Below are 26,362 nucleotides of genomic sequence, written 5' to 3' on the forward strand. Positions count from 1 at the left end.
ACGAATTAAGAATTTGTCGTTGCGAGCCTTACTTGTGTTTCAGTTCTAAAACAGAATTCTGATCTTTCATTTCTACGCGTTTTAAAAATGACATACCTAGGAGCACTTCTGCTGGCGCATCACCATCCACAACAACCGCAGGAACATCATATACAACGATATCTCCAATTTTCACAGAGCGAAGATTAATTTGGTAGGCTTGTGCTTTGCCGGAAGCGGTCTCTACTTGGATCGTGTTATCTCTAGGAAGATCAATTCTCAATGTATGGGCTTGAGATAAACTCATTGCCATTTGTGTCGCACCCGTATCCACTAAAAACTTCACATTGTGCTCATTAATTTTTCCAGCAACACGATACATTCCTTGGTCGTCCTTTCGGATTTTCACTATAGAATCATTAGGTGCTTTCATCTGCACATTGACATCGGAACTCAGGCTCAAAGTTTGTACTTGATCATTGTTTTTAATCACACAATGCTTACTGTCCGCACTGATAATCTCGATGTCTTTGTATTTTTCACCAACCATCAAGACCTTACTCTGTCCATCAATTTGTAATAAAACCTTGCCCGAAAATAAGCCTAATACCTTGACTTCACTTGCCTGCACCGCAGATAAAATGCCCATCAAGCAACAAAATCCAAGAATCCCTATTTTTACCTTCATAACAACGCCTTTTCCTTAAGATTGAAAACCAGATATGTGTCAGTGTATACACTAAAATAAAACCAACTCTGTTTGTTGCAGTCACACGGATATTATTTTAAGCCAGATAACGATAAATGGCTATAAACTTAGTCTCAATAACCTCTATAATACCCGGCTCGTTTGATACCATAAAACACAATATTTGTAGTCGTGAAATGGGTGGGGATAAAATGAAAGACAATGCAAAAGAAGAAACGATTAAAGTAAAGCAATACGCTATCCAAGGTGAAAACAAGCCCCCCTTTCAAGCAATAGAGCGCTTCCTACAAGCACTTACCAACAATCACTGCATTAAAGCACGCGCTATTTTGAACTCATTTCCTGAATTAGCGACCTTAAGAGGAAATTTCTTTCCCTTACCTTTACTAATCGCTGCTTCACACGGCAATACACAATTGATGAATGAATTACTTGAAAAAGGCGCTTGCCCACATTTAGCGAGCAATCAGCCATTCTTTATAAAACTACCAGAAAAGAGCAAAAAATATATTCATATGATTTGCTCTTTCAGAAAGGGAATTTTAGATAAAATCCAAGGGCTGCATTAACCAGCAGCCACTTGATTTGTTTTGTGAGGCGTAACAGATAATGATCTCTGTTCTTGCAAGCGCATGTTTCTGGTCAATTTATCTAATACACCATTGATGTATTTATGACTTTCAACAGCGCCAAATTGCTTGGCTAATAAAATAGCTTCATTTAATACTACACGATAAGGAATTTCAGTACGGTACTTTAATTCAAAGGCACCGATACGCAAAATAGCATGTTCTACAGGATTGAGTTGAGAAATATCGCGATCTAAACAGTTCTGTAATAAGGCATCTAATTGCTGAGCATGATAAGTTACCAACTGTGTGATTTCATTAAAATATTCAGTATCAAACACTTTGGGCTTATCAAAAATAGACGGCTCACTATCAAACAAATCTTCTTTAATGCTTTCCATAGAATTACCTGACAACTGCCAGGCATATAAGGTTTGTACAGCCAATTTACGGGCTTCATGGCGCATATTGACGCGAAACTTCGGCTTATCTTCCACGCACTTTCTCCAATACATCTAACATTTCAATTAAGGCTAGCGCGCAATCAATTCCTTTGTTACCTGCTTTTGTACCTGCACGTTCAACGGCTTGTTCAATGCTATCAGTGGTTAACACACCAAAAGCCATTGGCACCTTTGTTTTGAGTTGTGCATTCATTAATCCATTGGCACAACCTGCTGCAACATAATCAAAATGGGGGGTTGCACCTCGGATGATTACGCCTAAAGCAATAACGCCTTCGAAACGACCAGATTCTGCAGCCGCTTGACAAGCAAGTGGGATCTCAAATCCACCTGGCACACGTATCAGTTCTATGTTATCGGCTTGTACGCCTTGACGTTTCAAAGTGTCAATACAACCTGTGATTAAACGCTCAACAATAAACTCATTGAAGCGTGAAGCGACGATTGCAATACGCCCTTTGGGCTGAGTAAACTGCCCTTCAAGCATTCGAATATTTCTGTCCATATACACCTAAATTTTTAAATAACGAATTGATTAACAATCAGCGGCTGAGTTAAAACCCATTACCGTCAGCCCAAATCCAGACAGGCCATAATACCGCTTTTCACTTCCTAAAACACGTATTTTTCCAAAACCTAAGGCAGACAATATTTGCGATCCTACCCCAATTAAGCGCCAATCCCTTGGTTTAGCTGTAGAATTTTTAGAATCTATCTCTGTTTGCGATGGATGGTTAATAGATTGAATATGCTCTAATAAACCCAGTTGTTCAATGTTTTTGATATGGTCAACTGAATCACTTATAAGCACACAAGCGCCATGCCCCGATGCTTCTATGGCGGTTAATGCTGCATCAATGGACCAACTTTCGGGTCTTAAGTGCGTAAAAATTGGTAGATCGAGCAAGGGTTGATGCACATGCACACGTACCAATGCTTCCTTATCTTTTGTCGGATTACCCTTAATAAAACAATAATGATGCTGTTTAGAAATATCATCTTCAAAAACTTTGAGCTGAAACTCGCCCAATTTTGTTTTGAGAAAAGTATCCTGTACCAAATGTACCGTCGCTTCTTTTTTTAATCGATAAGCAATTAAATCCGCAATGGTGCCAATTTTTAATTGATGTGTTTCACAAAAAGCAAAGAGTGCATCACCTCGAGCCATTGTACCATCTTCATTCATGATTTCGCACAAGACAGCCGTTGCCTCAAGTCCTGCTAATCGTGCTAAATCTGTGCTTGCTTCCGTGTGACCGGCACGCGATAACACACCACCGGGTTGCGCCATAATAGGAAATATATGTCCCGGCTGCACAATATCATCTGCTGTCGCATTTGGATTTGCTGCGGCTAAAATGGTTGTGGCTCTATCTTGCGCAGAAATGCCTGTTGTCACATCTTTAGCGGCTTCTATTGAGAGCGTAAAATTAGTCCCAAATTTTGCACCATTACGCGTAGGCACCATGAGCGGTAAATTTAATTGCTTACATTTTTCTTGTGTAAGCGGCATGCAAATAAGACCTCTGGCATGGCGTGCCATAAAATTAATTAACTCAGGTGTTGTTTTTTGTGCAGCAAATATTACATCCCCTTCATTTTCTCTGTCTGCATCATCAATCATCACAACAGGGCGCCCCATTCTGATATCAGCAATAATTTCCTCTATGGAATGAAACTGCATACAAACTCCTGAGTGTTTTTTATAATAGCGTTATTTGTTCTTGCCCAATCACTGATGAGCATTCTTGCTTCAATGTCTTTACCAACGGTTTTTACTTCAGAGAAATCACCCCGCAATACATCACTTAAGCTAGAGAATTCTAAAGACTGCATTGCAAGCGTATTTGCCCCCATCAGACTCGGCGCAATATAAATTAATAATTCATCAATTTGTTTAGACTGTAACAAGCCCGTCAAAAGCGTGGGACCAGCCTCTATCATGACATCATTTATTTCTAATTCTGCTAAACACTGCAACACTGCTCCAAAGGCAATGTGATTGTTCTCCAGCGGAAATTCAACAATCTTTACCTGATGATAAGCGGGTAGTTGAGAAAGAAAATGTTGCTTCTTTTGCTCTGAAAGTCCATGCCCCACAGCAAGCAACACTTTCGTGTGTTGCAGTATTCTAGCTGAAGCAGGAATCTTTAGTGTTCTATCTAAAATGACTTTCAAGGGAGGATGAAAATCAATTTGCTTAGGCAAAAGAGAAGGTAAGGTAGGATGGCGTACAGTCAATTGACAATTATCTTTGCTAACCGTTTCACAACTTGTCAAAAGCGCACCACTTCTTGCACGCCATAAGTGCCCTGATTCTCGCGCTGGCACATCGGTTATCCATTGGCTTTCGCCAGAATGCATTGCTACTTTGCCATCTAATGACATTGCCACTTTTGCTCTTACGAATGGACGATTTTCCAACATTCTTAGAAAGAAACCAGCATTTTGAGAAATAGCTTCTGCCCTTTGTACCCCCACAGTGACATCAATTCCAGCCTCTTTCAAGCGCTGTATGCCTTTGCCATTTACTTTTGGATTTGGATCTTCTGTCGCAATCACAACGCGCTTTATGCGTCGCGCAATGATTTCATCCACACACGGCGGTGTTCTACCAAAATGCGAACACGGCTCTAAAGTGACGTAAAGTGTGGCATCTTCCATTGTCCCTGCATACTGAGAAAAGAGTTCTTTCTCAGCATGGCCTTTACCGGCTTGTGCGTGAAATGCTTTGGCAATGACGTGTCCATTTCGTACTAAAACAGCACCTACCAAGGGATTAGGACGCGCAGAATATTGCCCCATGCATGCCATTTGCAAGGCTTGATGCATGAATATCTCATCTTGTTTCATCATGATTGTATCATTTCACCTATTACTGTCTCTTCTTCTCTTTTTTCCTCATGAAGACGTTTGATTTCTTCCTCAAAAGCCTTCACATCTTGAAAACTTCGATACACAGACGCAAAACGCACATAGGCAACATCATCGATTTCACGCAATTCATCCATCATCCAATCGCCCAACACTTCAGAACTCACCTCCCCTTCACCCAGCGCGCGTAAACGACGTTTAATGCGTGAAAGAGCACTTTCAATTTTTTCTGTACTCACAGGACGTTTTTCAAGCGCTTTTACCATGCCGCGTTTTAACTTATCTTCATTGAAGGTTTCTCTTGTATTATCGCGCTTGATAACCCGTGGAAACGACAATTCGGCAAACTCATAGGTTGTAAATCGTTCTTTACAAACCAAACACTCTCTACGACGGCGAATTTGATCGCCGTCATTTGCTTCACGTGAATCAATGACCTTCGTTTCTGATCCAAGACAAAAGGGACAACGCATACTTTCTCCTTTTTCCCTCTAAAATATCCTAATATCTATGCCTTTGGTGGTCCATAAACAGGGAATTGACGACAAAGTGCTACCACTTCTTTTTGAACACGTTGCTGCACTTGTTGATTATTGACATCATCTAAAACATCTGCAATCCAAGTAGCCAATTGATGCATTTGTGCTTCTTTGAAACCACGCGTTGTCACAGCGGGTGTACCAATACGCAAACCACTGGTCACAAAAGGAGAACGTGGGTCATTGGGTACTGCATTTTTATTAACTGTAATATTTGCCTTACCAAGCGCTTCATCTGCCTCTTTACCTGTCATGCCGGTTGCAATTAAATCAACGAGAAACAAATGATTATCTGTACCACCAGAAACAATTTTAAACCCACGATTTTGTAAGCCTTGTGCCAAAGTTTTTGCATTTTTGACAACTTGTTTTTGGTAATCAACAAATTCAGGCTGCATGGCTTCTTTAAGTGCCACTGCTTTTGCAGCAATCACATGCATTAAAGGACCACCTTGTGTGCCAGGAAAAACTAAAGAACTCAATCGTTTCTCAATTTCAGGATTGGCTTTGGCTAAAATTAAGCCACCGCGTGGGCCACGTAAAGTTTTGTGGGTCGTGGTGGTTGTCACATCTGCTATCTGAACGGGTGAGGGATAAACACCCGCAGCCACCAGCCCCGCAACATGCGCCATATCCACCAATAAATAAGCACCGACACTGTCAGCAATTTCACGAAAACGCTGCCAATCCACGATACCAGAATAAGCAGAGAAACCTGCAACAACCAACTTAGGTTTGTGCTCTGTTGCCAGTGCTTGGATCACATCATAGTCCAGCACACCTTGGTCATTAATGCCATACAAGACAGAATGATATAATTTGCCGGAAAAATTCACTTTAGCACCATGGGTTAAGTGACCACCATGCGCCAAATCCATACCCAAAATTGTGTCGCCTGCCTCGATCAAGGCCATGTAAGCAGCTAGATTTGCTTGTGAACCTGAATGAGGTTGTACATTCACATAATCTGCTTTAAATAATGCTTTTGCTCTATCAATGGCTAACTGCTCTGCCACATCGACATGCTCACAACCACCGTAGTAACGCTTCTTTGGATAGCCTTCTGCGTACTTATTCGTTAGATCAGAGCCTTGTGCTTCTAAAACTCTTGGACTCGCATAGTTTTCAGAGGCAATCAGCTCAATATGTTCAAGCTGACGCTTAGTCTCATTTACAAGAGCCTCAGCTAACTCATCGTCAAATCCTTTGATATGCATATCTTGGCTAAACATTTTTATCTTTCTCCCATGGCCGGATGAATGGAGCTGAATGCCAAGCTTTGCTGGCATAACAACCTAAAAAATTGACCTATTTTAACTCAGTAGACTGGTTTCGCCCATCCCAAAATTGAATTATGGGCATAAATATACGCTATTAAATCGTTGGCGCTCGTTTTTCATCCCAAGATGAGGCGAAAAACTGAATATATCTATGCAATCTGTGGTGCTTGTCCCGTTATGCGACATTAAGTGGTAAAATCCTACTGATTGTTTACTACTAGGAATCACGATGAGTCAAAAAACCATTTTCTCAATGATTGGCGTTGCTAAAGTTGTACCGCCTAAAAAAGAAATTATCAAAGATATTTCTCTTTCTTTCTTCTACGGCGCCAAAATCGGTGTTTTAGGTCTAAACGGCGCGGGTAAATCTACCCTACTGCGCATTATTGCCGGTGAAGATAAAGAATATGTTGGTGAAATAACATACCAAAAGAATCTAAAATTTGGCTATCTACCTCAGGAACCACGTCTGGATCCCAACAAAAATGTTCGAGGCAATATTGAAGATGGTGTCAGAGAAACCAAATCCATGCTGGATCGTTTTGATGAAATCAGCAATCTATTTGCAGAGCCCATGGATGACGATCAAATGCAAAAGCTCTTGGATGAGCAATCCAAACTGCAAGATGCCATTGATGCTGCCGGTGCTTGGGATCTAGACAGAAAGCTTGATATCGCAGCAGATGCTCTTAGACTCCCCCCTTGGGATGCGGATGTCACTCAATTATCGGGTGGTGAAAAACGCCGTGTTGCTTTATGCAAATTGCTACTCTCTAATCCAGATGTCTTATTGCTCGATGAGCCTACCAACCATTTAGATGCAGAAAGTGTTGCATGGTTAGAAAGATTTTTACAAGATTTTCCAGGCACAGTCATTGCTGTAACCCATGATCGCTACTTCTTAGATAATGTCGCTGGTTGGATTTTAGAATTAGATCGTGGTTATGGCATTCCGTTTGAGGGTAACTACAGTCGCTGGCTTGAACAAAAAGAAGTTCGCTTAAAACAAGAGCAAAAACAAGAGCAAGCACATCAAAAAGCAGTTGAATCTGAATTAGAATGGGTACGTCAAAATCCCAAAGGTCGACGTAAGAAAAACAAAGCACGTATCAGTAATTATGAAGAACTGGCATCAAAAGATTTTCAAAAGAGAATGGAAACTGATGCACTTTACATTCCACCCGGTGAACGTTTAGGTGAAAATGTCATCGAATTAAAAGATATTTCTAAAAACATGGGTGATAAATTATTATTCGCAAATCTAAGTTTGAAAGTACCCAGAGGTGCAATCGTCGGCATCATTGGACCCAACGGTGCGGGTAAAACCTCTTTATTTCGTATGATGACCAAAGAATTGCAACCAGATACTGGAAGCATCACACATGGTGACACGGTACAATTGTCTTATATTGACCAATCTCGTGATAGTTTGAATGATAATGTTACCGTATGGGAAGAATTATCAGATGGATTAGACTTCATCACCGTGGGACAATTCTCTATGCCTTCACGAGCATATGTTGGGCGCTTCAATTTTAAAGGTGGCGATCAACAAAAGAAAATTGGCAATTTATCCGGGGGTGAACGCAACCGCGTGCATTTGGCAAAACTCTTAAAAACCGGCGGCAACGTTTTATTATTAGATGAGCCAACCAACGATTTAGACGTTGAAACCTTACGTGCACTTGAAGAAGCGCTATTAGGCTTCCCAGGTTGCGTCCTCGTTATTTCGCATGATCGCTGGTTCTTAGACAGAATTGCGACTCATATTCTTGCCTTTGAAGGCGACAGCCAAGTTAAATGGTTTGAAGGTAGTTATACAGAATATGAAAAAGACTACCATGAGCGCTTAGGTGACAAAGCTATTCAACCACATCGTATACGCTATAAAAAGTTAGAAGATGTGACTTAAGTAGCTTTCTTGAGGATAGGTATCACACAGCGCCTATCCTCTCTCTTCTTCTTGCTTGTATTCTCTCTCTTTTTTCTTTGTAAGCACCCCACCTCTGTAATAATTAATAATTGCTTGACTAAATCATAGTTTTTAACATTACTGTATTAAAGCACAAAGCATCAATCTTAGTAATCAAACATTAAAAATAAAATTTACTAGCAATATCAGTAAATTATATTTTTTGATGCGATGTAAAATAACACAAGCTATTTTTTGGCCTGTGTTTGTGGCAATGTGATTTGTCTTTAATAAAAAGTCATATGGAATGATAAGATTTTAGCTATTCTCGATTAACTAAAAGAACTCAAGGAGAAAATGATGGCAATGCAAGGTCCCGATATAGATGTAAAAGATGAAAAAGAAATGGCTTCTGAAGTATCAGACTCAAATCCCTCCTTGGAAACAGAAGATCTCTCAGCTTCTATGATGGGCTTCGAACCCCCTCAATATACCAGTGGTTTTATGCGTTTTTTTGGCGCAAAACCCAGTAAAGCTGAAATAGAACAAGCCAAAGAATTGTTCAAATATGAAAAAGAAGCAAAACGCTTAGCAGAAGAATGGGAAGCCCAACATCCAAGCCTCAATGAAGAGCAAGCTGCTGCGCTACAATCTCAAAAAGCACGTGAAAGAACTGAATTTGATGGCAATTCGGTTGAAGGCACTTATGATGATGCTATTGGCAAACTTTCCATTATGCTCGCAGAAAAAGCCAGCATGCGCGATGTGGCTGTTGAAGCAAGTGTAAAATTAGGTCTTGGCACTACGCCTGTACAAGGACCAGAACAACAACCCGCGCCTACGGCAATGAGCCAGTTTGGCCCAACCAACAACTCTAGTACAACACAGTTGTTCCATGCAAAACTACAACAAGGCCTTCAAACGCGTTTAAATGCTAAATTAACACCTAATCAAGTTTCTAAACTAGACTTAGATGATAGAAATGCAGTAAACACCTTCAAAAAAGTAGCAAGTATATAACTCTGCGCTTTCATTGCACTGACGGACACATCATTCTGATATGCTTGTCAGTGCCTTCTTTATTGAATTTAAAATAAGTAATCTACAGCTTCTTTTAAAGTTGAAACTGCTTTCACTTCAATCCCTGAAACCTCTTTTTTAGGATGATTGGCAAGCGGCACCAATGCTCTCTCAAAACCATGTTTTTGTGCTTCTTTAATCCTTTCAATACCTGCTTGCACAGGGCGAATCTCTCCCCCCAATCCAACTTCGCCAAAAATGATCGTTTTACTATCAATTTTTTTATTTTGGTAGCTTGAAATTACGGCCATCAAGACACTCAAATCCGCAGCAGTCTCCATGATTTTAACGCCCCCTACCATGTTTAAAAATACATCTTGTTGGTGCATGAAAAAACCACAATGTCGATTCAGCACTGCTAATAACATGGCCAAACGGTTGGGATCATAACCAACGGTTACACGTCTAGGATTGGCTAATTTACTTTCATCCACCAAAGCTTGCACTTCAATCAACATCGGGCGTGTACCTTCCCATGTCACCATGACACCTGTACCACTACCAGATTCTATACCCTTGGATAAGAAAATAGCCGATGGATTGATCACACCTTTTAAGCCTTTATCACTCATCGCAAAAATACCCAGTTCATTCACTGCGCCAAAGCGATTTTTGCAGGCACGCAATAAGCGATAACGATTGTCAGATTGCCCCTCAAAATATAAAACGGTATCCACCATGTGCTCTAGAACACGTGGTCCTGCAATAGCGCCTTCTTTATTCACATGTCCTACTAAAAACAGTGCAGTACCACTTTGCTTTGAAAATTGCACCAAACGCTGTGCACTCTCACGGACTTGGCTGACGACTCCCGGTGCACCTGGCAAAGACTCGGTATAAACCGTTTGTATAGAATCAATGACCATGATTTTAGGTTTTATGTGTGTTGCAGTTACAATAATTTTATCGACTTCAGTTTCAGATAATAAGGGCATTGGCAAAGAACCTACCCCCAAACGCTGTGCCCGCAAAGAAACTTGCTCTAAGGATTCTTCTCCGGTTACATAGAGGACTTTCTGAGTTTCTGAAACCGTTGCAACGGATTGCAGCAAAAGTGTAGATTTACCAATACCTGGATCTCCACCTATCAAAACAACCGAACCCACCACCAAACCACCACCTAGAACTCTATCTAACTCTGGCATCTGCGTTAAAATACGCGGGAAATCTGTGGTAGCAACTTCATTTAAATTTCTAATTTGACTGATCTGACCTGCATAGCCACCTGTTTTTTGGGCACTATGACTACTGACCATCACCATCTCTGTCAGTGTGTTCCAGGCACCACAATCCGAACATTGACCAGACCATTTGGATGCAATGCTACCGCAATCTTGACAATGGTACTGTATTTTATTTCTGGCCATGTAATTCTCCTAAAGATTCTTTTCGCGCGCGCCGATGAATAAGGTATGACAGAGAACGCTCGCGAAATATTAATCAATGCCACTCGTGTAAATCCTGCACATACAACAGATTTATATGAGTTTGTATTAAATGATTCACTCTATGTTATCGAGTGTGTACGAGTTGAATCACTTGCAGAAGGCATTATTTATCCGGTAAATAATTATTTGCTGGATCTAAAAAATGTTCTATTCGAGCTCAACCATGTGCGCGTAAACCCACGGGTTGATAATACTGAAATTATTGAAAATTTAACACAACGTTTAGAAGCAATCGGGGTTGAAGTCATTAACCCACCCTCTCAAGAATCAATGGCCATGTGCTATCGCCCCTTGGGAGAAATTACCGAGAACGTTCGTTTCTATTTCAACGAATCCGGCAATGTTATTTTCTTATGTCCGAATGCAAAACTACGCGCCATTCAAGCGGTTAAATCAGAAAATGTTCATCCTATTAAAAAACAACCTGATCAGCCAATGAAATAATTGAATAACGACTCACGTCAAAGAACACCTCTTTGCATGCCATATGGCACACAAAGAGTCATTTTCCTTCCTCTATGGATCAAAAACTAAAAGTTTTCACCTTTTCTTTTAATATTTGCCAATCATCTAAAGCCTGCCATTCTGTTGGAATCTGCGTCATCTTCGATACAACCGCTACTTTACCTGCTTTATTATCTAATATCAGACTCTGATAATAAGCCTGAACGTCTGCGACAGTTAACTTTTCAATCGATTGGGCAATTTTCTGCCTTAGATCAAAATCATTGCGGCCAATTTCAATGGTTGGCCAAAAACGTATCGACTGTTCATTCAAAGTCTTCGGTGGATCCATTAACTCATTAAATAAGGATGTTTGCACAAATTTTAGTTCTTCTGCCCGTAACTGTGTAATCGTAGAACCATAGCCTTGCCAGAATGTCTGTAATTCCTCGTATATTTTATCAGGCGTATAATTGGGAGATTGCACATAGAAGACCAGTCCTGCTACTCTCTGTTGCAAACTTAAAGACACACCCAGCGCATAACCAATTTGCTTTTCAACACGTAAAGCTTGATACATCGGGGTCATCAATAACTTTGATAATACAAAGGCTTTGGCCATCGCATCGATGCTGGCATCATTATTTTGTACATACAATGCAAGCGCATGATTTTTATCCGTTGTATTTAAAGTCTTAAACCTCAATTTATCATATGGAAGCTGATAAACCAGCGGTGGCGGTATAAGCTTATCTTCAGTATTTAGCACCATACGACCAGCAACAGCTTGCGCCAAGACTTCAGCCTCTTTCTTTGAATAATTACCATTCACCAGCATTTCTAATTGAACATTGGCAAGAAAATTGCGCTTGAAATCCACAATATCTTGTGCAGTGATTTGTTCTAATCCCGCTTGCAATTCCTCTACATGCCAATTAGGTGCCACAAATAATGGGCTGATACCTTGCACGGCTTGTCTAAACGGTGGCAATTGATCAAAATTCTTCAAATCTCTGATTTGACGTTCTTTTAATAATTCGAAATCAACAGTATCCACTTCATAAGCAAGCAAAGAGGAAATTAAGGTTTCTAAAAGCAGATTTTGCTTATCGCTATAGCCACTTAATTGAATCGTCATTCCTCTCGGATGACTATACAGTTTAATATCTTCACCAAGCATAATAGCGGAATAAAGCTTGAGCTTCAGCTTTTCCATCACTAACTGGCTAAACAAATTAGAAACCATCTGATGCTTGGGGGTATCCAAACTGATTGGATTCACCAAATTGACAAAAATATTGGCCTTAGGATAGCGAAACCGCTTGTCATTCAAATGCCAGATTTTCACGCCCTTTACAGAAGTATCTAAACTTGGCTTATCACCAGATGCGACTCGATCCTGCGTTTGTATTTTTAGATTTTCAGGAATATAAGGATTGCTTGCAGGTAAGGCTAATGCACCTTGCAAAGAATGAGTGGTAGGAAATTTCTGAGATAAAGGTTTAAGGCTAAAAGAAGTCATAAACCATTTGGTTTCACGGTCCCCCTTTAATTCTGGACTGATGACAAAGCGACGTACATTCGCAGGGCTTAGATAATTCAATGCCTCTTTTAAAGGTTTTTGTGCCTGCTCATAACTCACGTTTTTCATTAGAAAATTACTCGTGATAACGGTCTCTGGAGAGTATTCTTGTAACCGATGCGCCAAATCAGAGGCTAACTCGGTCTCAGGCTGACGCTCAAGATAATTAAATTCTAAGGCATGTATTGCTTTAATATCATTAAAGAAAGACTCAGGGAAGCCTGTACGCTTTATCTCTTGAATCATTTGAAAAGAATAATCTGTGATCTCATCAATATGCTTGATACCCTCAGGCGTTAAATAATATTGTAATTGTAACAAATCTTGTGATTCAGGATTTTCATCGGTTGAACTCACCAATGCGGTAATCCAACCTTGTTTTTTCAAGACATCATACAAGCTACCCTCGCCCTCATAGCCTAAAATTTGACTCAGCAGATGCAACGGTTTTTCTTGGTAGTATTTTTCAAAACTAGGCATTGCAAAAAGCAATACCATTTGACGCGAACTCCCTTTTGCTTGCATTGTAATATCTACACCCAGCTGTTCTTTTTCAAACATTGCTTTTCGCACAGGCGGTGGCGTCTTTACTTTTTTGATTTGAGAAAAATAGGTTTTCACAAAATCTGCTTGTGTTGCAATAGGATCAGGACCGACAAGCACCAGAGTCATTCTATCTGCACTATAGTATTCATTAAAAAATTTCAATAATGATTTGTGTAAAGCAGCTTTGTCTTTGCTTAAGGTTTGCAAATTACCTACACTAAATCGGCTAAATGGATGCGCTGGATTACTGGTTTCCTTATTCACATCAGACATACGCCAGTTGTCTTGATTTAAATACATTTGAAATTCTGAATCTACATTTTTTCGCTCTCTGTCCATCAACTCTTGATTGAACAAAGGTGTCTTGAAGAATTCAGAAAATCGCACTAATACTTCTTTAAAAGCACCTGTTTGCACATTAAAATAATAATGCGTTCTATCGCCACCTGTATAGGCATTAAATATGCCACCATGGTGATCCAAAATTGTCTGAAATTCATCGGTATTTGGAAACTTCTCAGTACCTAAAAACATCATGTGCTCTAAAAAGTGTGCAAGCCCTGGCATCTCCTGAGGCTCATCAAAACTACCCACATTGATTTCCAAACTACATGCAGATTTAATGGCTTGAGGATCTTGCACCACAATTGCTTTGAGTCCATTCTCAAGTTCAAGATATTGATAGATGCGAATATCGTTTGGACTTTTTTCTATCTGATGTGCATATGCCATAAATGAAATAACCATCCCTATCATGCTGTTAACAATAAAATGAAGTAGGTACTTTAACTTAAGGTGTTCACTCATTTTCCCTTGCCTTTTAATTATGTGCGAAAACTATAAATTCTAACAGATTATAAAAATTCATGTGCGCAACCAAAATACACACACAATGACTAGAAGCTGCCTCAAAAATAGTGATTTTTCGTTCAGCCAAGGCGCAGATTCTTTAAGCAGCGCAAAAGGAGTGGCAACGAAGGATCAACGAAAAATAGCATTTTTGAGACAACTTCTAAATGACTATAGGCAGATAACCGTAATTATTGCTACTCTAATAATACTATGATCTTATCTATCTCTTATTTTATACGCACACTGATTGGGTTAATAGATTTAACACTATTAACTGGTCTTCTCTATTTATCAAGTTATTTACCTAAAAAAATTATTAAAAAATGGTATTCACCTGTTTTTCATTACTGGTGCAATGTTTTTGCACGCGCACTCAGGGTCGATTTATTTTTACACCAAAAAAATCATAAGCCACTTCCCAAACAATATATTTTAATTGCCAACCACCCTTCTGCCTTTGAAGATGTGGGTATGCCTGCTTTGTTCAAAGCACGCTTCTTAGCAAAAAAAGAAGTAGAACATTGGCCAATTGTAGGCAGAATCAGTCGCGCTGCTGGCACGCTTTATTTTGACAGAGAAAACAAAGAATCCAGACAAGATGCATCGAACCGATTACTCGATACCTTAAAAGCTGGAGATTCTATTGGTATTTACCCTGAGGGGGGCTGTAAAGGCAGACGTATTTATACGCCTTTTCGATTTGGTATTTTTGAAGTTGCGATACAATCAGGCATACCCTTATTGCCTGTTTTTATACATTATGAGGCTCAAGAATCCTTTGAATGGCAGCATCAACATTTACTCTATAAATTATGGATGATCATCACCGCCCAAAACAGACGCGCCAATTATTATGTCTATGATGCAATAGATCCCAAAAACTTTAAAAACAAACAAGAATTATGCCACTATGTAGAACAACGCTATCTTGATTGGCAACGTCGCTATTTAGATTAGATACTGTCTTTGGATTCTTTTACACGACACTTATTAAGATTTTTTCTAATCTAGCTATATTTTCCAGATAATATTTTATCATTAAACCGCTCATATGAACAAAGCAACAATGTGCATATACAATTAGTTTCCTCTGGTTTTTAGAGATTAAAATGACATAAGACGTAGCACATCCATAAAAAATAGTTTAGAATTCGGTATTTTCTATCATTTTTACAGTATTTTATGCCATTACCCACAACAATTCTCGAACTTAAAGCACTACTTGAAAATACTGCGTTATCATTAACCACGCAGAAAGCAGCCCTCTCTTTACAATACAACGCTTTTAATACAAGCGAAGACTTTGTTAAACCTGCCTTTGATAACACGATGGCGGAACATACTCAACTGGTGCAACAATATAAACTGATCCCCGGAGAATTAGCAGCAAATATAGCGGCACTTGATCAAATCAACCAACATCAAGCACATCTTTCCGAAGTTGCTGGCTCTGTTTTATGTTCAAGTTTACCCGCTTTACAGATCGTTGCTTTAGAAGAAACACTGAGTGTCTGTGAAACAATTTTGGGACGTATGGCAGAAAAGGTTAAACTTCTAGCAACCCTTCAAGCACATATTATGCAGTTTAGTGAAATAGAATCCAAATTCTCAAGCTTACGAGACATTATCAATGCCTCTATGAAAGTGTATACCTGTTTTGACAACAGCGATGATGATAACGTCGACTTGCAGACGCGTTTTGCCAAACGATTAGCGACTACACCAGAACCTTACGACGACTCAGATATCAGTTGGCCTTCTTTTTCAGATTCTTCTTCTGATGATGAAGCGCCAACGTTCCTGCTACAATTCCAGCAATTGGCATTGGCACCTGAAGAAGATGACGCACCTGCAAATACAAGCAATGTAGTGACAGTTGCTCAACCTGTTACACCTTCTTTTAGTTAATTCTTATCTAAATAAAAAAACTCATAAAATTCATCTGTTTTGTCTACCATCTTGTTGTTCCCCATATCAAAAAAATCCCCTACTATCTTTTATAAATAGTAGAGGATTTTTTATCGACATTATATTTCAGCAATACTAGAACGGGATATCGTCATCAAACTCTTCATGCGCAGGCGCAGCTTGAGATTGTTGTGATTTCGCAGAAGAACGAGGCGCTGCATGTTCAGAAGCAGGCGGCGTATATTCAGCAGACGCACCCCCACGACCATCTAACATCTGCATATCTGCAGCAACGATTTCCGTTGTGTAGCGATCTACACCACTTTGATCTTGCCACTTACGCGTACGCAAACTACCTTCGATAAATACTTTACTGCCTTTGCGTAAATATTCACCAACGATTTCCGCTAAGCGATTGAAAAACACCACACGATGCCATTCAGTGCGCTCTTGATTTTCACCCGATTGTTTGTCTTTCCATGTTTCAGACGTTGCAACCGTTATATTTGCCACAGCACCACCGCTTGGCATATAGCGCATTTCAGGATCGGCACCTAAATTACCGATTAATATTACTTTATTAATACCTCGAGCCATACTATTTCCTCCGTTCTGGATATTTAAATTTTTTGCTCACCAAATTCATATGTTTTTTTAAAAGAGATGTTTGAGATCACCATAAGCCATAAGCCTAGTAACATAGTGCTCAAAACAGCAACGCCCCAATTTGGCCAATACTGACACAGTACACCACCAATGACTCCCCCAAAAAACAACCCTAAAAACTGCACAGAAGAATACACGCCTAATACCAATCCTCGTCTTGTACTCGGTGCAACTTTCGAGACCATCGCTGGCATAGAGGCTTCTAAATAGTTAAAAAATGCAAAAAATAAGACACTCATTATTACAAAGATAATTGTCTGCTGTGTTTGTAGCCAAATAGGCATCACACAAAACAAGCCAATCACAGCAACCATAATGCCTTTTTTTTGCGCAGCCTCATCATCCGCTCTTCTCAAAAATGGCCCAACACACAACAATGAGCCTATCAGCACAGGCACATAAAATTGCCAACTTTGCGCCTTATCTAATGCCAATATTGCTTGCACTTTATGCGGCACCACCAAAAAGCTCATCGTTAATACCGCATGCAACACAAATATACTCAAATATAAACGCCATAAATGACGATGATGGATTGCAACTGCCAATTCTTTGGGTGCAAAAGAAAGTGTTTGGAGCAGAGCAGCATCCGCTTGCTGCGATGGCATACGCATGACCCATCCCATACCAAACAATCCCAAAACCGCAGTTAACCAAAATAATCCTTTTATTCCAAAATAGGCGTCCACAATGGGACCAATGGCAACCGATAATGTAAAGGTTGCGCCAATACAAATACCCACAATTGCCATGGCGCGCGTCCTGACAGCCGGTCGAGTTGTATCTGATAAGTAGGCGAGTAATGTTGCGCCAATGGCGCCTGCACCTTGGATAGCACGCCCTATGGTAATGCCCCACAGTGTAGTTGCACTCGCTGCAATCACGCTGCCAAAGGCAAATAAACACAAGCCTGCCAGTATAACGCGTTTTCTACCATATTTATCTGATAAAGCTGCCAACGGTAATTGCAGTAATGCCTGAAGTAAGCCATAACTCCCAAGTGCGCACCCAACTAAAGTCATGGAAGCATCGGGATAATGATTTACATATAAAGCTAACACAGGAAAAATCATAAAGATGCCTAACATTCTTGAGGCAAAGATCAACCCAATCATAAAAGTTGTTCTTATTTCGTTAGGCAACATAGTCGGCAAGATCTTCTCCTGACTTTCTTATCAGATTAAATCAACGTATATTAACAAGTTTGTTCAATTTGCGGAAAGCTTAGATCGCAAAATAGGTCATTATGGATCAAATCACAATCAAAGGTGCACGCACACACAACCTCAAAGCGGTCGATCTGAGCCTTCCTCGCGACAAACTCATTGTCATCACGGGTCTATCTGGTTCTGGTAAATCTTCGCTTGCTTTTGACACATTGTATGCAGAAGGTCAACGTCGCTATGTTGAATCACTCTCTTCCTATGCAAGACAGTTCCTCTCTGTCATGGAAAAGCCAGATGTTGACCATATAGAAGGGCTATCACCCGCTATCTCCATTGAACAAAAAACAACCTCCCATAATCCACGTTCCACTGTGGGGACTGTCACAGAAATTTATGATTATTTGCGTTTATTGTATGCACGTGTAGGACAACCTAAATGTCCAGAACACCATATTGGGCTAGAAGCGCAGACCATTACGCAAATGGTTGATCATGTCTTATCTTATCCCGAAGACAGCAAAATTATCTTAATGGCTCCGATTGTTCGCGATCGAAAAGGCGAACATAACAAATTATTTGAGAACTTAAAAAGCCAAGGCTTTGTGCGTATACGTATCAATGGCACTTTTCATGAGCTTGAATCTGTCCCCAAATTAGATCCTAAAAAGAAGCATCGTATTGAAGTGGTCATCGATCGCATCAAAGTGCGCAAAGATCTCCGCGTACGTTTGGCCGACTCTTTTGAAACAGCCTTAAACACAAGTCAAGGACTGGCACACATTCATAATCTTGACAGCAATGAAGAAATTCTATTTTCTGCTAAGTATGCCTGTTCTGAATGCGGCTATAACTTACCTGAATTAGAACCACGATTATTTTCTTTTAATAACCCAGCGGGTGCGTGCGAGCATTGTGATGGTTTAGGACACAAACAATTTTTCGATCCCAATCGCGTAGTACAAATGCCCGACGTGGGGCTTGCCAGTGGCGCAATTCGGGGCTGGGATAGAAGAAGTCCTTATTATTTTAGTATTTTAAAATCATTGGCAAAACATTTTGATTTTGATTTAGAAACACCTTATAAAAACCTTCCTAAAAAAATCCAAAACTTATTGTTGTACGGCAGTGGTGAAGAAGAAATTACCTTTAGCTATCAAAGCGATCAAGGTGGCGTACGCCGCAAGAAAAGTACCTTTGAGGGCGTTATTCCTAATCTTGAACGTCGCTATCGTGATACCGATTCAGAATTTATTCGAGAAGAACTTGCGCGTTATGTCGCTAATCAACCGTGTCCAGAATGCAAAGGTACACGTTTAAATCTATATGCCAGAAATGTATTTATTAATGAACAACCCTTGTCTCATGTAACTGCACTTTCCATTACTAATTGCTTATCTTTTTTTGAAAAAACAAAATTAAAAGGTAAGAACAAAGAAATTGCAGACAAAATACTCAAAGAAATCAGTCAGCGACTGAAATTCTTAATTGACGTAGGTTTGAATTATTTAACCTTAGATAGGGCCGCTGAAACACTTTCAGGTGGTGAAGCACAACGTATCCGTTTAGCCAGCCAAATTGGTGCCGGCTTAGTCGGTGTGATGTATATTTTAGATGAACCATCCATTGGGCTACATCAGCGAGACAACGAACGCTTGCTTGGCACACTGAAACACTTACGCGATTTAGGCAATACTGTCATTGTTGTAGAGCATGACGAAGATGCAATCTTATGCGCAGATTATGTGGTAGACGTAGGGCCAGGCGCTGGTGTACATGGTGGCTCTATTGTAGCAACAGGCTCTCCCGATAAAATTAAAAAAGCCAAAGACTCTATCACAGGGCAGTATTTATCTGGAAAATTGTCGATCCCAGTACCCAAAACACGCAAAACAGCCGATCCTAAAAAAACCATTAGCATTGAAGGCGCAAACAGTAACAATTTACAAAATGTCACTGTGCATTTTCCTATTGGTTTGATGACTTGTATCACGGGTGTCTCTGGTTCTGGAAAATCCACCTTAATCAATGACACACTCTATCCCGTAGCCGCACATTTACTTAACCGCGCTGGTTTGGAAAAACATGGCAACTATACAAAGATTTCTGGCTTAGAACATCTGGATAAAGTGGTATGCATTGATCAAAGCCCCATTGGTCGTACACCGCGCTCTAATGCAGCAACCTATACAGGTCTCTTTAGTCATATCCGTGATTTGTTTGCCGGCACCCAAGAAGCCAGAACCCGAGGTTATGCTGTAGGACGTTTTAGCTTTAATGTCAAAGGTGGACGCTGCGAGGCATGTCAAGGTGATGGTCTCATTAAAGTAGAAATGCATTTCTTGGCGGATATATACGTCATGTGCGATGTCTGCAAAGGCAAGCGCTACAATAATGAAACTTTACAAATTCTCTATAAAGGCAAAAACATTCATGACGTTTTAGAGTTAACCATTGAAGATGGCTTAGCCTTTTTTGAAGCAATACCTGCGATTGCACGCAAACTACAAACCCTCATGGATGTTGGATTGTCTTATCTAAAACTCGGACAAAGTGCAACCACACTCTCTGGTGGTGAAGCACAACGCATCAAATTAGCAAAGGAACTCTCCCGCAGGGACACGGGTAACACACTGTATATCTTAGATGAGCCAACGACTGGCTTACATTTTCATGACGTTAAACAGCTCTTGGAAGTTCTCTCACATTTAAAAGAGCGAGGCAATACCATTCTTGTGATTGAGCACAATTTGGATGTGATTAAAACCGCAGACTGGATCGTTGATTTAGGTCCGGAAGGCGGTGATGGTGGCGGCCAGATACTGGTTGCTGGCACACCAGAAACAGTGGCTAAAACGAAGAATTCTTATACGGGTCGATTTTTAAAACCCATATTATAGTCTTTGCATATGAGTTGTTAGGGGGTGTTGCTTCGCGTGCTACCCTCTCACAATCTTCGCGCCTGCCCCTCCCCGACGCTCTTGCGTATCTATAACATGATTCATACTCTTATCTGGCAATTCGAACACTTCATCCTATCACACAACAATACTCGTTGACTAACAAACATATTTGTTTAAACTTAAGCCAAAGCTCAATTAGGTCTCAATCTTTTTAAAATTAAGGGTACTCTTATGTTCGGATATATATGGGAAAGTTTTTCAAATTGGTGGTGGCCAACAAAGCCAGAAGATATCTGTGGCAACATATTTGCACAAATTGGTCATCCAGAATGGCCTTTGCCCGAACAAGCTAAAGAGTTATTTTGCACGATGGAAAAATTAACAAGCACAACAAGCTGGCCTTTACTACTTGGCGTTACTGCATTGACTGCAGAAGAGTTCGTCCGTCGTGGTGGCCCTAAGTACCTGTGGGACAAAGTCCGCACAAAAACAACTGGCGAGCTAATGATGGATGCCGTTAAAATTGCCATGGCGAGCAAATATGGTATTCAATACGTGCTTATTATGGATGTGATTTCAAAGCATCTTGATACTATTTTACCGGCAGTCATTGATGGTAAAAAATCGCAACTACGAGAAGGTGCTTTTAAAAACTTATCAAAACTCCAATTTGATATGCCTGAAACTCAAGCAGAGATTGAAAAAACGATTAAGCAATCGTTAATTGATAGTTTAAAAAACTACGTTAAATTGTATGCATCTGAGTTTAATGAAGCAACGAAAGAAAGACAGTCAGAAATATTGGCTGGACTGAGCGCGTTTTGTATGGATGGGACAGTCCTTGCTCCTGCAAAAAGCACAACCAGTGATGTCATAACGCCGGTTAAAGCTGACTCTAATAAACTCAAATAACAGACTACGCACAAGAGACTCCGTATAAATATTCACAGAATCTCTTTGTGCCACACACATAAATTATGACATTCGCAAGAATTCGCTCGAGGTACAAGGCTTAATAGAAGATTGTTGTACCTTCTTTTCCTGACTCGAAGCAACATGCTCTGCCTCAGATACTCGCGAAGATTGGGCTTGAAAGCCTGGTACAAAACTAGGGACACTGCAAAGTACGTTATCAATCTCCTGCTCGCATGTTTCTTCAGAAAGATGTGTCTTTTCTAATTGTGCGGCTAAAGCACGTGTCTGCTCTATTTCAATCGTATGAATAAGTTCAGGCATTGCATCCAAGAGCAAATCATTACTGCTATTCATCAATATTTGTAATGCATCTTTATTTTCCTTATTTTTCCAGCACACATCAGAATAAGGAATCATCGCTTTAATCACATCGGGAGTTTGTACTCTGAGTGCACGCTGAAAATCCATACCTCTAAACCTAACACCTGCATCTATAAAACATTGAATAATACTTAAAGGGCACTCAATAATAAATTTAGCCACATAATCATCGGCTTTATCCGCCTCACTTATTTTTATACCGTGCTCTGCATCTAAGTATTCAAGCATATATTTTAATTTCTCAATACGCTCCTGCATGTTCTTAGGATCGCCATTTTCATCAAAATAGATTGCACACAATCCAACCAATACCTTAGAAATATAATAACGTTCATTTTTTCTATCAAAGCCATAAGCAATGTCTTCTTGATAGGCTCTTAAAGCACGTGGCAGATGCTTGTCGAGATCTTGCAATGTGAACTTTTCTTCATCCTGAAGCGCAATAAATGCGCGCGCAGCCTCAAACACAGCATTTTCTGGAAATTGTTGTACAACCCAAATTAAAGGGCTTCTGGCAACGGCATCGGAAATAGTTTCTGTCTTGGATATAAAACAGTTTGGATCTTGCTCATGAATATATTTCAAACACGCTAAAGAGACATTAGACATTGCCAACATCAAAGCATAATCATAACCAACGGCAATTTCATAAGGCAGTTCAAAGCCACCGAGAGATAAGGTCATTCCTTCTTGTAGTTTTTTATAAGGAAACCCAGCACTTTGCGCTGCTGCTACAATATCAGCTCTATCATGCATTAGAGCATTAATCACAACATCATTGAAACGCTTAGCGTCTTTGATAATTGCATTATTTTTTAGCAATACCAATAATACATCAAAGCTATAATCCATTTTATCTGCCAAACGTACTTCTGGCATAAACTCAGCAAAAGCACCAATGAAATCTGCTTTTTCATTCAAAGAAAAAATAATATCTAAAGAAGAATGGCCTGACGCATTTTCTGCATTTGGATTTGCGCCTAGCTCAATTAATTTTTCTGCGGCGCTGCTTGCATTACGGATAGCGGCGAGATGCAAGGGAGTAATAGTTAGTCTTGTACCAGGACAATCTAATTGCGCGCCATTTTTAACTAATAGTTCAATGACAAAGGGGTTATTTTTAATCGCTGCCCAATGCAGTGGTGTTAAACCCGCATTATCCACCATGTTCACTGGCTCTTTACGTGCTATACAGTTTTCAACGGCTTGGTATGAGCCTCTTTTAATCGCCTCAAATAAATTCATATCAACCTCCCTATTGTCACAAATTATCTTCGTTTTTCTATGTTCAATTTCTTACTTTAATAATATATACAGTCTGATGCTCTTCATCTCTAACAGGCAGCGCAGACACAAGAAAGGTTTTTCATCACCTTGGGCCGATTGCTGACAGCATACTGAGCAATTCTCTCTCGCTCAGCAAAGCTTCTAAGCTAAAACTCACTCAGATTTATTTGGGACAGCCATACTTATCAGGACAGCCACAATTATTTGATTGGCAGCACTTTGTAAAACAACTGTTGCTTGAATCTAAACGCCCATATATATTAGTTGATATTCTGATTTTTAATCGAAGTGAATTGAATGATTAACTTAAAACAAGGATGTTTATTAGCACTCACACTAACGGCACTGCTTTCCGTTAATACTGCTTTTAGTTTTGCACCTCTGAATGCAAAACCATTTTTAAGTGCTGACATTGGCTACAGAGATCTGGATTTTCAAGATGATCAAGGTGGCAATGTGTTTAAATCAAGTCTGCCACAAACCAGTGTGCAAGTTGGCCTACGTTTTTGGGATTTCTTTGGTTTTCAATTTGGATATGAGCGCACCCGAAGAGATGGAAAAACAGCACGCATAGGACCGAATGAGATTGTACTGGGACGCCATATTCCAGCAAATGGCTCTGAACATCATTCAACAGAAAGCGGTCTACAAGGCCAATATTTTGATTTGCTTGCCTTTGTCCCTACACATCCAATGACGCATTTAGAGTTTGTCTTCGGCTTAGGTATTATGCGTTCAAAATTACTGCATAATGACCTCGTTGTAGGCAGGAACGATGATACTTTGCTTGCACCGGAATCACGAACCTTCAGACAGAAGAAAACGCATACGCGCGTATTTGGTGGTATTCAAAAACTATTTGATGTTCAACAACAAAACCGCTTCATAAAGCAAGCAGGTCTCAGAGCACTCGTTACGTGGGAAAATACAAGCCAACATAAAGCTCAGCCACCTTTAGAAATTCAAGATTCTTTTGCAACGGCAAAAAATAGTTATGTATTTTCCTTAGGCGTAATTGTTTCAGCTTAACTTTTTATGAGCGGAGAAAATGAATTTTTCCACTTTGTAAAGAGAGTGATCCTTTCAAAATTTTTATCCTGAAAAAATCAGATAATATGTCATGCCAGCGAAGGTACAATCCAGTAGCCCAAAGGGCTACCAGGCGCAAAACGCCTGTGGATCCCAGATATTTTGCTTCGCAAAATTCTGGGATGACACCCTAGTAGAAATTCGTGAGGATTGCTCAGCTCACAATGACGGAGCATTAGCGTTTACCTCCTAAATCATCATTGCAAGAAGCATAGCGACGAAGCAATCTATACTAAAAATTACAACACCAAAACAGTTATTCGTTACTACAGAGCTGACACTTTCCTGTAATCTCAACACTATGCCCTAGTGAAGGAAAACCCACTTCTTGCGCAAGAGAGCGTAAAACCTGCAACAAAGATTGTTTGATATTAATTTCTTTAACAATTTTGCATTGCTGGCAAATCAAAAATAAGGCACTGCCTTCATGCGTAGTACTTTCACAAGAAGTATAAGTCGAATTAGATCGTATTTTATGAATCAATCCTTTGTCTTCAAGATATGACAATGCTCGGTAAACTGTCATTGGCTTTGCATTTGGCAAAGTTGTTCGAATCATATCTAAAATTTCATATGCACTTTGCGGTGCCGTTTTGCTTTGTATTGAGTGATAGATCAGTGCCTGAACAGACGTTAACTTATGTGAAGGAAATTGTTTAGTCATTTCAATCCTGGATTGATTTTTTATTAAGCAACTCCATGCGATATCTAAATTGCAGATAAAAAAAGAGCTTTAATACTCAATGAACATGCGAGGCACCACTCTAATTCAAAAACATATTTCAAAAGAGAGTGGGAACATTGAACGCTTAATTTTTAAGTGTTTTAAGCGACATTTACTACTTCAGATGCCACTTCAGATTCAGTTGCATGATCATGCTGCTTGCTGAAGTAATCATAAGTTAAATAACCACCACCCAATAATAATGCTGTTGATACACCGTACCAAAATGATCCCCATCCCATGTAGCCAACAATTGCAGTTGTTGTGCCAACAGCAATGCATGCACCTGGAACGATTGGGCAAACTGGGCATCCACCAGCAACATTTTGCAATTCATTACTATTAATAACTCTCATTTATACCATCCTATCAAGTTACAAAAGAGAATTATGTTATAACATAACATAGCCTTACTTCAAGAGATGATGAAAAATCTTAAAACAACTTATGCTGAGCTTACTTCAGAAATCTGTCTATCCGCTTCCTTTGGTTTCTTGCTCCAGGCAAGAATACCCCAAATACACATGCCCAAATATACCAAGAATAAAAAGGCTTGCGCATAAGCATTCAATGTAAGATTGTAAGCAATCCAGCCTATATTTGATAATGCCCACAGCCATTGGCCAATTACACTTTTCTTAATAATAAAAATATTACCTGCTAAAGAAATAACAACCAGTCCCCAGCTTAGTACTTCCCAATTCATTGCCATTATTTATGATTCCTCGTTTATTTTTGGTCTTTACAAATGGAACAACTGTCGCTGTTCCAAGTAATGCTTGGACTGCTTTGTCACGAACGCCTCGCAGCCTGCCCGCGAATTGTTTAGCTCGCAATGTGAACCTATGGTTAATAAATATCGTCTTTTTCTTCGTTCGCACAGTGAATATTTTCTCACTTTGTAAAGGGAGACGCTCGTTCAGCGTAGCTGTACGAGCAGAGGGATTTAGCTTTTTGAACTTAGCCCCCAGCATAAATCCCCCTTGCGCACTTATCAGTGCGCGTCCCCCTTCAAAAAGTGGGATCCTGATTCGCAACGCTCATCGAT

Annotated in this window: 24 protein-coding genes; 9 read left to right on the forward strand and 15 right to left on the reverse strand. The window is 39.9% G+C overall.

What is annotated here, in order from left to right; genetic code table 11:
* Positions 1–28: 28 nt before the first annotated feature.
* Positions 29–667, reverse strand: coding sequence for a retropepsin-like aspartic protease family protein (locus CC99x_RS10540; protein ID WP_057624110.1), 639 nt, complete (start codon positions 665–667; stop codon positions 29–31).
* Positions 668–879: 212 nt separating this feature from the next.
* Between CC99x_RS10540 and CC99x_RS10545 the strand changes: the two genes are divergently transcribed.
* Positions 880–1,257, forward strand: a complete 378-nt coding sequence (locus tag CC99x_RS10545) for an ankyrin repeat domain-containing protein (protein WP_057624111.1) — start codon at positions 880–882, stop codon at positions 1,255–1,257.
* On the opposite strand, the gene nusB is transcribed toward CC99x_RS10545, so the two are convergent.
* Genes nusB through glyA form a run of 6 tightly spaced genes read right to left on the reverse strand, consistent with a single transcriptional unit; the run spans position 1,254 to position 6,366 of the window.
* Positions 1,254–1,754 (reverse strand): transcription antitermination factor NusB, encoded by a 501-nt coding sequence (gene nusB / locus CC99x_RS10550; RefSeq protein WP_057624112.1) that lies wholly within the window; start codon positions 1,752–1,754, stop codon positions 1,254–1,256. The two genes, CC99x_RS10545 and nusB, sit on opposite strands and share 4 nt — an antisense overlap.
* The gene (ribH, locus tag CC99x_RS10555; protein ID WP_057624113.1) at positions 1,744–2,226 is read right to left on the reverse strand and encodes a 6,7-dimethyl-8-ribityllumazine synthase; all 483 of its coding nucleotides are present in this window, start codon (positions 2,224–2,226) and stop codon (positions 1,744–1,746) included. The genes nusB and ribH overlap by 11 nt, the downstream gene beginning before the upstream one ends.
* Before the next feature lie 30 nt (positions 2,227–2,256).
* Positions 2,257–3,405 carry a 3,4-dihydroxy-2-butanone-4-phosphate synthase gene (ribB, locus tag CC99x_RS10560; protein ID WP_057624114.1) on the reverse strand — a complete coding sequence of 383 codons (1,149 nt, stop codon included), beginning with the start codon at positions 3,403–3,405 and terminating at the stop codon, positions 2,257–2,259.
* Positions 3,387–4,577: a bifunctional diaminohydroxyphosphoribosylaminopyrimidine deaminase/5-amino-6-(5-phosphoribosylamino)uracil reductase RibD gene (gene ribD, locus CC99x_RS10565; RefSeq protein ID WP_057624115.1), complete on the reverse strand. Its 1,191-nt coding sequence runs from the start codon at positions 4,575–4,577 to the stop codon at positions 3,387–3,389. The genes ribB and ribD overlap by 19 nt, the downstream gene beginning before the upstream one ends.
* The gene (gene nrdR / locus CC99x_RS10570) at positions 4,574–5,068 is read right to left on the reverse strand and encodes a transcriptional regulator NrdR (protein WP_057624116.1); all 495 of its coding nucleotides are present in this window, start codon (positions 5,066–5,068) and stop codon (positions 4,574–4,576) included. Before nrdR ends, ribD begins: the two co-directional genes overlap by 4 nt.
* A 35-nt stretch (positions 5,069–5,103) precedes the next feature.
* Positions 5,104–6,366: a serine hydroxymethyltransferase gene (gene glyA, locus CC99x_RS10575; protein ID WP_057624262.1), complete on the reverse strand. Its 1,263-nt coding sequence runs from the start codon at positions 6,364–6,366 to the stop codon at positions 5,104–5,106.
* Between the two features lie 277 nt (positions 6,367–6,643).
* Here glyA and ettA point away from each other — a divergent pair, with 277 nt between their 5' ends.
* Positions 6,644–8,326, forward strand: coding sequence for an energy-dependent translational throttle protein EttA (gene ettA, locus CC99x_RS10580; protein ID WP_057624117.1), 1,683 nt, complete (start codon positions 6,644–6,646; stop codon positions 8,324–8,326).
* A gap of 357 nt (positions 8,327–8,683) precedes the next feature.
* Complete coding sequence (locus CC99x_RS10585; protein ID WP_141651885.1) at positions 8,684–9,346, forward strand: hypothetical protein; 663 nt, start codon at positions 8,684–8,686, stop codon at positions 9,344–9,346.
* A 68-nt stretch (positions 9,347–9,414) separates the two neighbouring features.
* Here the strand turns inward: CC99x_RS10585 and radA are convergent, their stop codons facing one another.
* Positions 9,415–10,773 carry a DNA repair protein RadA gene (gene radA, locus CC99x_RS10590; RefSeq protein WP_057624119.1) on the reverse strand — a complete coding sequence of 453 codons (1,359 nt, stop codon included), beginning with the start codon at positions 10,771–10,773 and terminating at the stop codon, positions 9,415–9,417.
* A gap of 45 nt (positions 10,774–10,818) precedes the next feature.
* On the opposite strand from radA, the gene CC99x_RS10595 reads away from it, so the two are divergent.
* Positions 10,819–11,298, forward strand: coding sequence for a hypothetical protein (locus tag CC99x_RS10595; protein WP_057624120.1), 480 nt, complete (start codon positions 10,819–10,821; stop codon positions 11,296–11,298).
* A gap of 79 nt (positions 11,299–11,377) precedes the next feature.
* Here CC99x_RS10595 and CC99x_RS10600 read toward each other — a convergent pair whose 3' ends face one another.
* Positions 11,378–14,233 (reverse strand): insulinase family protein, encoded by a 2,856-nt coding sequence (locus CC99x_RS10600; RefSeq protein WP_083477314.1) that lies wholly within the window; start codon positions 14,231–14,233, stop codon positions 11,378–11,380.
* Positions 14,234–14,488: 255 nt separating this feature from the next.
* Here CC99x_RS10600 and CC99x_RS10605 point away from each other — a divergent pair, with 255 nt between their 5' ends.
* Both CC99x_RS10605 and CC99x_RS10610 read left to right on the forward strand, forming a co-directional pair.
* Entirely contained in the window at positions 14,489–15,235 is a 747-nt protein-coding gene (locus CC99x_RS10605) for a lysophospholipid acyltransferase family protein (RefSeq protein WP_057624122.1), read from the forward strand.
* Positions 15,236–15,460: 225 nt separating this feature from the next.
* A complete protein-coding gene (locus tag CC99x_RS10610; RefSeq protein ID WP_057624123.1) occupies positions 15,461–16,186 on the forward strand; it encodes a hypothetical protein in 726 nt (241 codons plus the stop codon).
* Between the two features lie 135 nt (positions 16,187–16,321).
* Here CC99x_RS10610 and ssb read toward each other — a convergent pair whose 3' ends face one another.
* Entirely contained in the window at positions 16,322–16,783 is a 462-nt protein-coding gene (gene ssb, locus CC99x_RS10615; RefSeq protein ID WP_057624124.1) for a single-stranded DNA-binding protein, read from the reverse strand.
* 23 nt (positions 16,784–16,806) lie between these two features.
* Positions 16,807–17,967 (reverse strand): MFS transporter, encoded by a 1,161-nt coding sequence (locus CC99x_RS10620; protein WP_158003201.1) that lies wholly within the window; start codon positions 17,965–17,967, stop codon positions 16,807–16,809.
* Between the two features lie 131 nt (positions 17,968–18,098).
* Here CC99x_RS10620 and uvrA point away from each other — a divergent pair, with 131 nt between their 5' ends.
* A complete protein-coding gene (gene uvrA, locus CC99x_RS10625) occupies positions 18,099–20,915 on the forward strand; it encodes an excinuclease ABC subunit UvrA (protein ID WP_057624126.1) in 2,817 nt (938 codons plus the stop codon).
* 234 nt (positions 20,916–21,149) lie between these two features.
* Entirely contained in the window at positions 21,150–21,830 is a 681-nt protein-coding gene (locus CC99x_RS10630; protein WP_057624127.1) for a hypothetical protein, read from the forward strand.
* A gap of 63 nt (positions 21,831–21,893) precedes the next feature.
* On the opposite strand, the gene CC99x_RS10635 is transcribed toward CC99x_RS10630, so the two are convergent.
* The gene (locus CC99x_RS10635; RefSeq protein WP_057624128.1) at positions 21,894–23,459 is read right to left on the reverse strand and encodes an ankyrin repeat domain-containing protein; all 1,566 of its coding nucleotides are present in this window, start codon (positions 23,457–23,459) and stop codon (positions 21,894–21,896) included.
* A gap of 339 nt (positions 23,460–23,798) precedes the next feature.
* Here CC99x_RS10635 and CC99x_RS10640 point away from each other — a divergent pair, with 339 nt between their 5' ends.
* A complete protein-coding gene (locus CC99x_RS10640) occupies positions 23,799–24,530 on the forward strand; it encodes a hypothetical protein (RefSeq protein ID WP_057624129.1) in 732 nt (243 codons plus the stop codon).
* Positions 24,531–24,846: 316 nt separating this feature from the next.
* Here the strand turns inward: CC99x_RS10640 and CC99x_RS10645 are convergent, their stop codons facing one another.
* The 3 genes from CC99x_RS10645 to CC99x_RS10655 all read right to left on the reverse strand — a co-directional run bounded on the left by CC99x_RS10645 (position 24,847) and on the right by CC99x_RS10655 (position 26,026).
* Positions 24,847–25,254, reverse strand: coding sequence for a transcriptional repressor (locus CC99x_RS10645; RefSeq protein ID WP_057624130.1), 408 nt, complete (start codon positions 25,252–25,254; stop codon positions 24,847–24,849).
* A 161-nt stretch (positions 25,255–25,415) separates the two neighbouring features.
* A complete protein-coding gene (locus CC99x_RS10650; RefSeq protein WP_057624131.1) occupies positions 25,416–25,670 on the reverse strand; it encodes a hypothetical protein in 255 nt (84 codons plus the stop codon).
* A gap of 89 nt (positions 25,671–25,759) precedes the next feature.
* Positions 25,760–26,026 carry a nicotinamide mononucleotide transporter gene (locus CC99x_RS10655; RefSeq protein ID WP_057624132.1) on the reverse strand — a complete coding sequence of 89 codons (267 nt, stop codon included), beginning with the start codon at positions 26,024–26,026 and terminating at the stop codon, positions 25,760–25,762.
* Positions 26,027–26,362: the final 336 nt, after the last annotated feature.

This window comes from Candidatus Berkiella cookevillensis (assembly GCF_001431315.2).
Lineage (GTDB): Bacteria > Pseudomonadota > Gammaproteobacteria > Berkiellales > Berkiellaceae > Berkiella_A > Berkiella_A cookevillensis.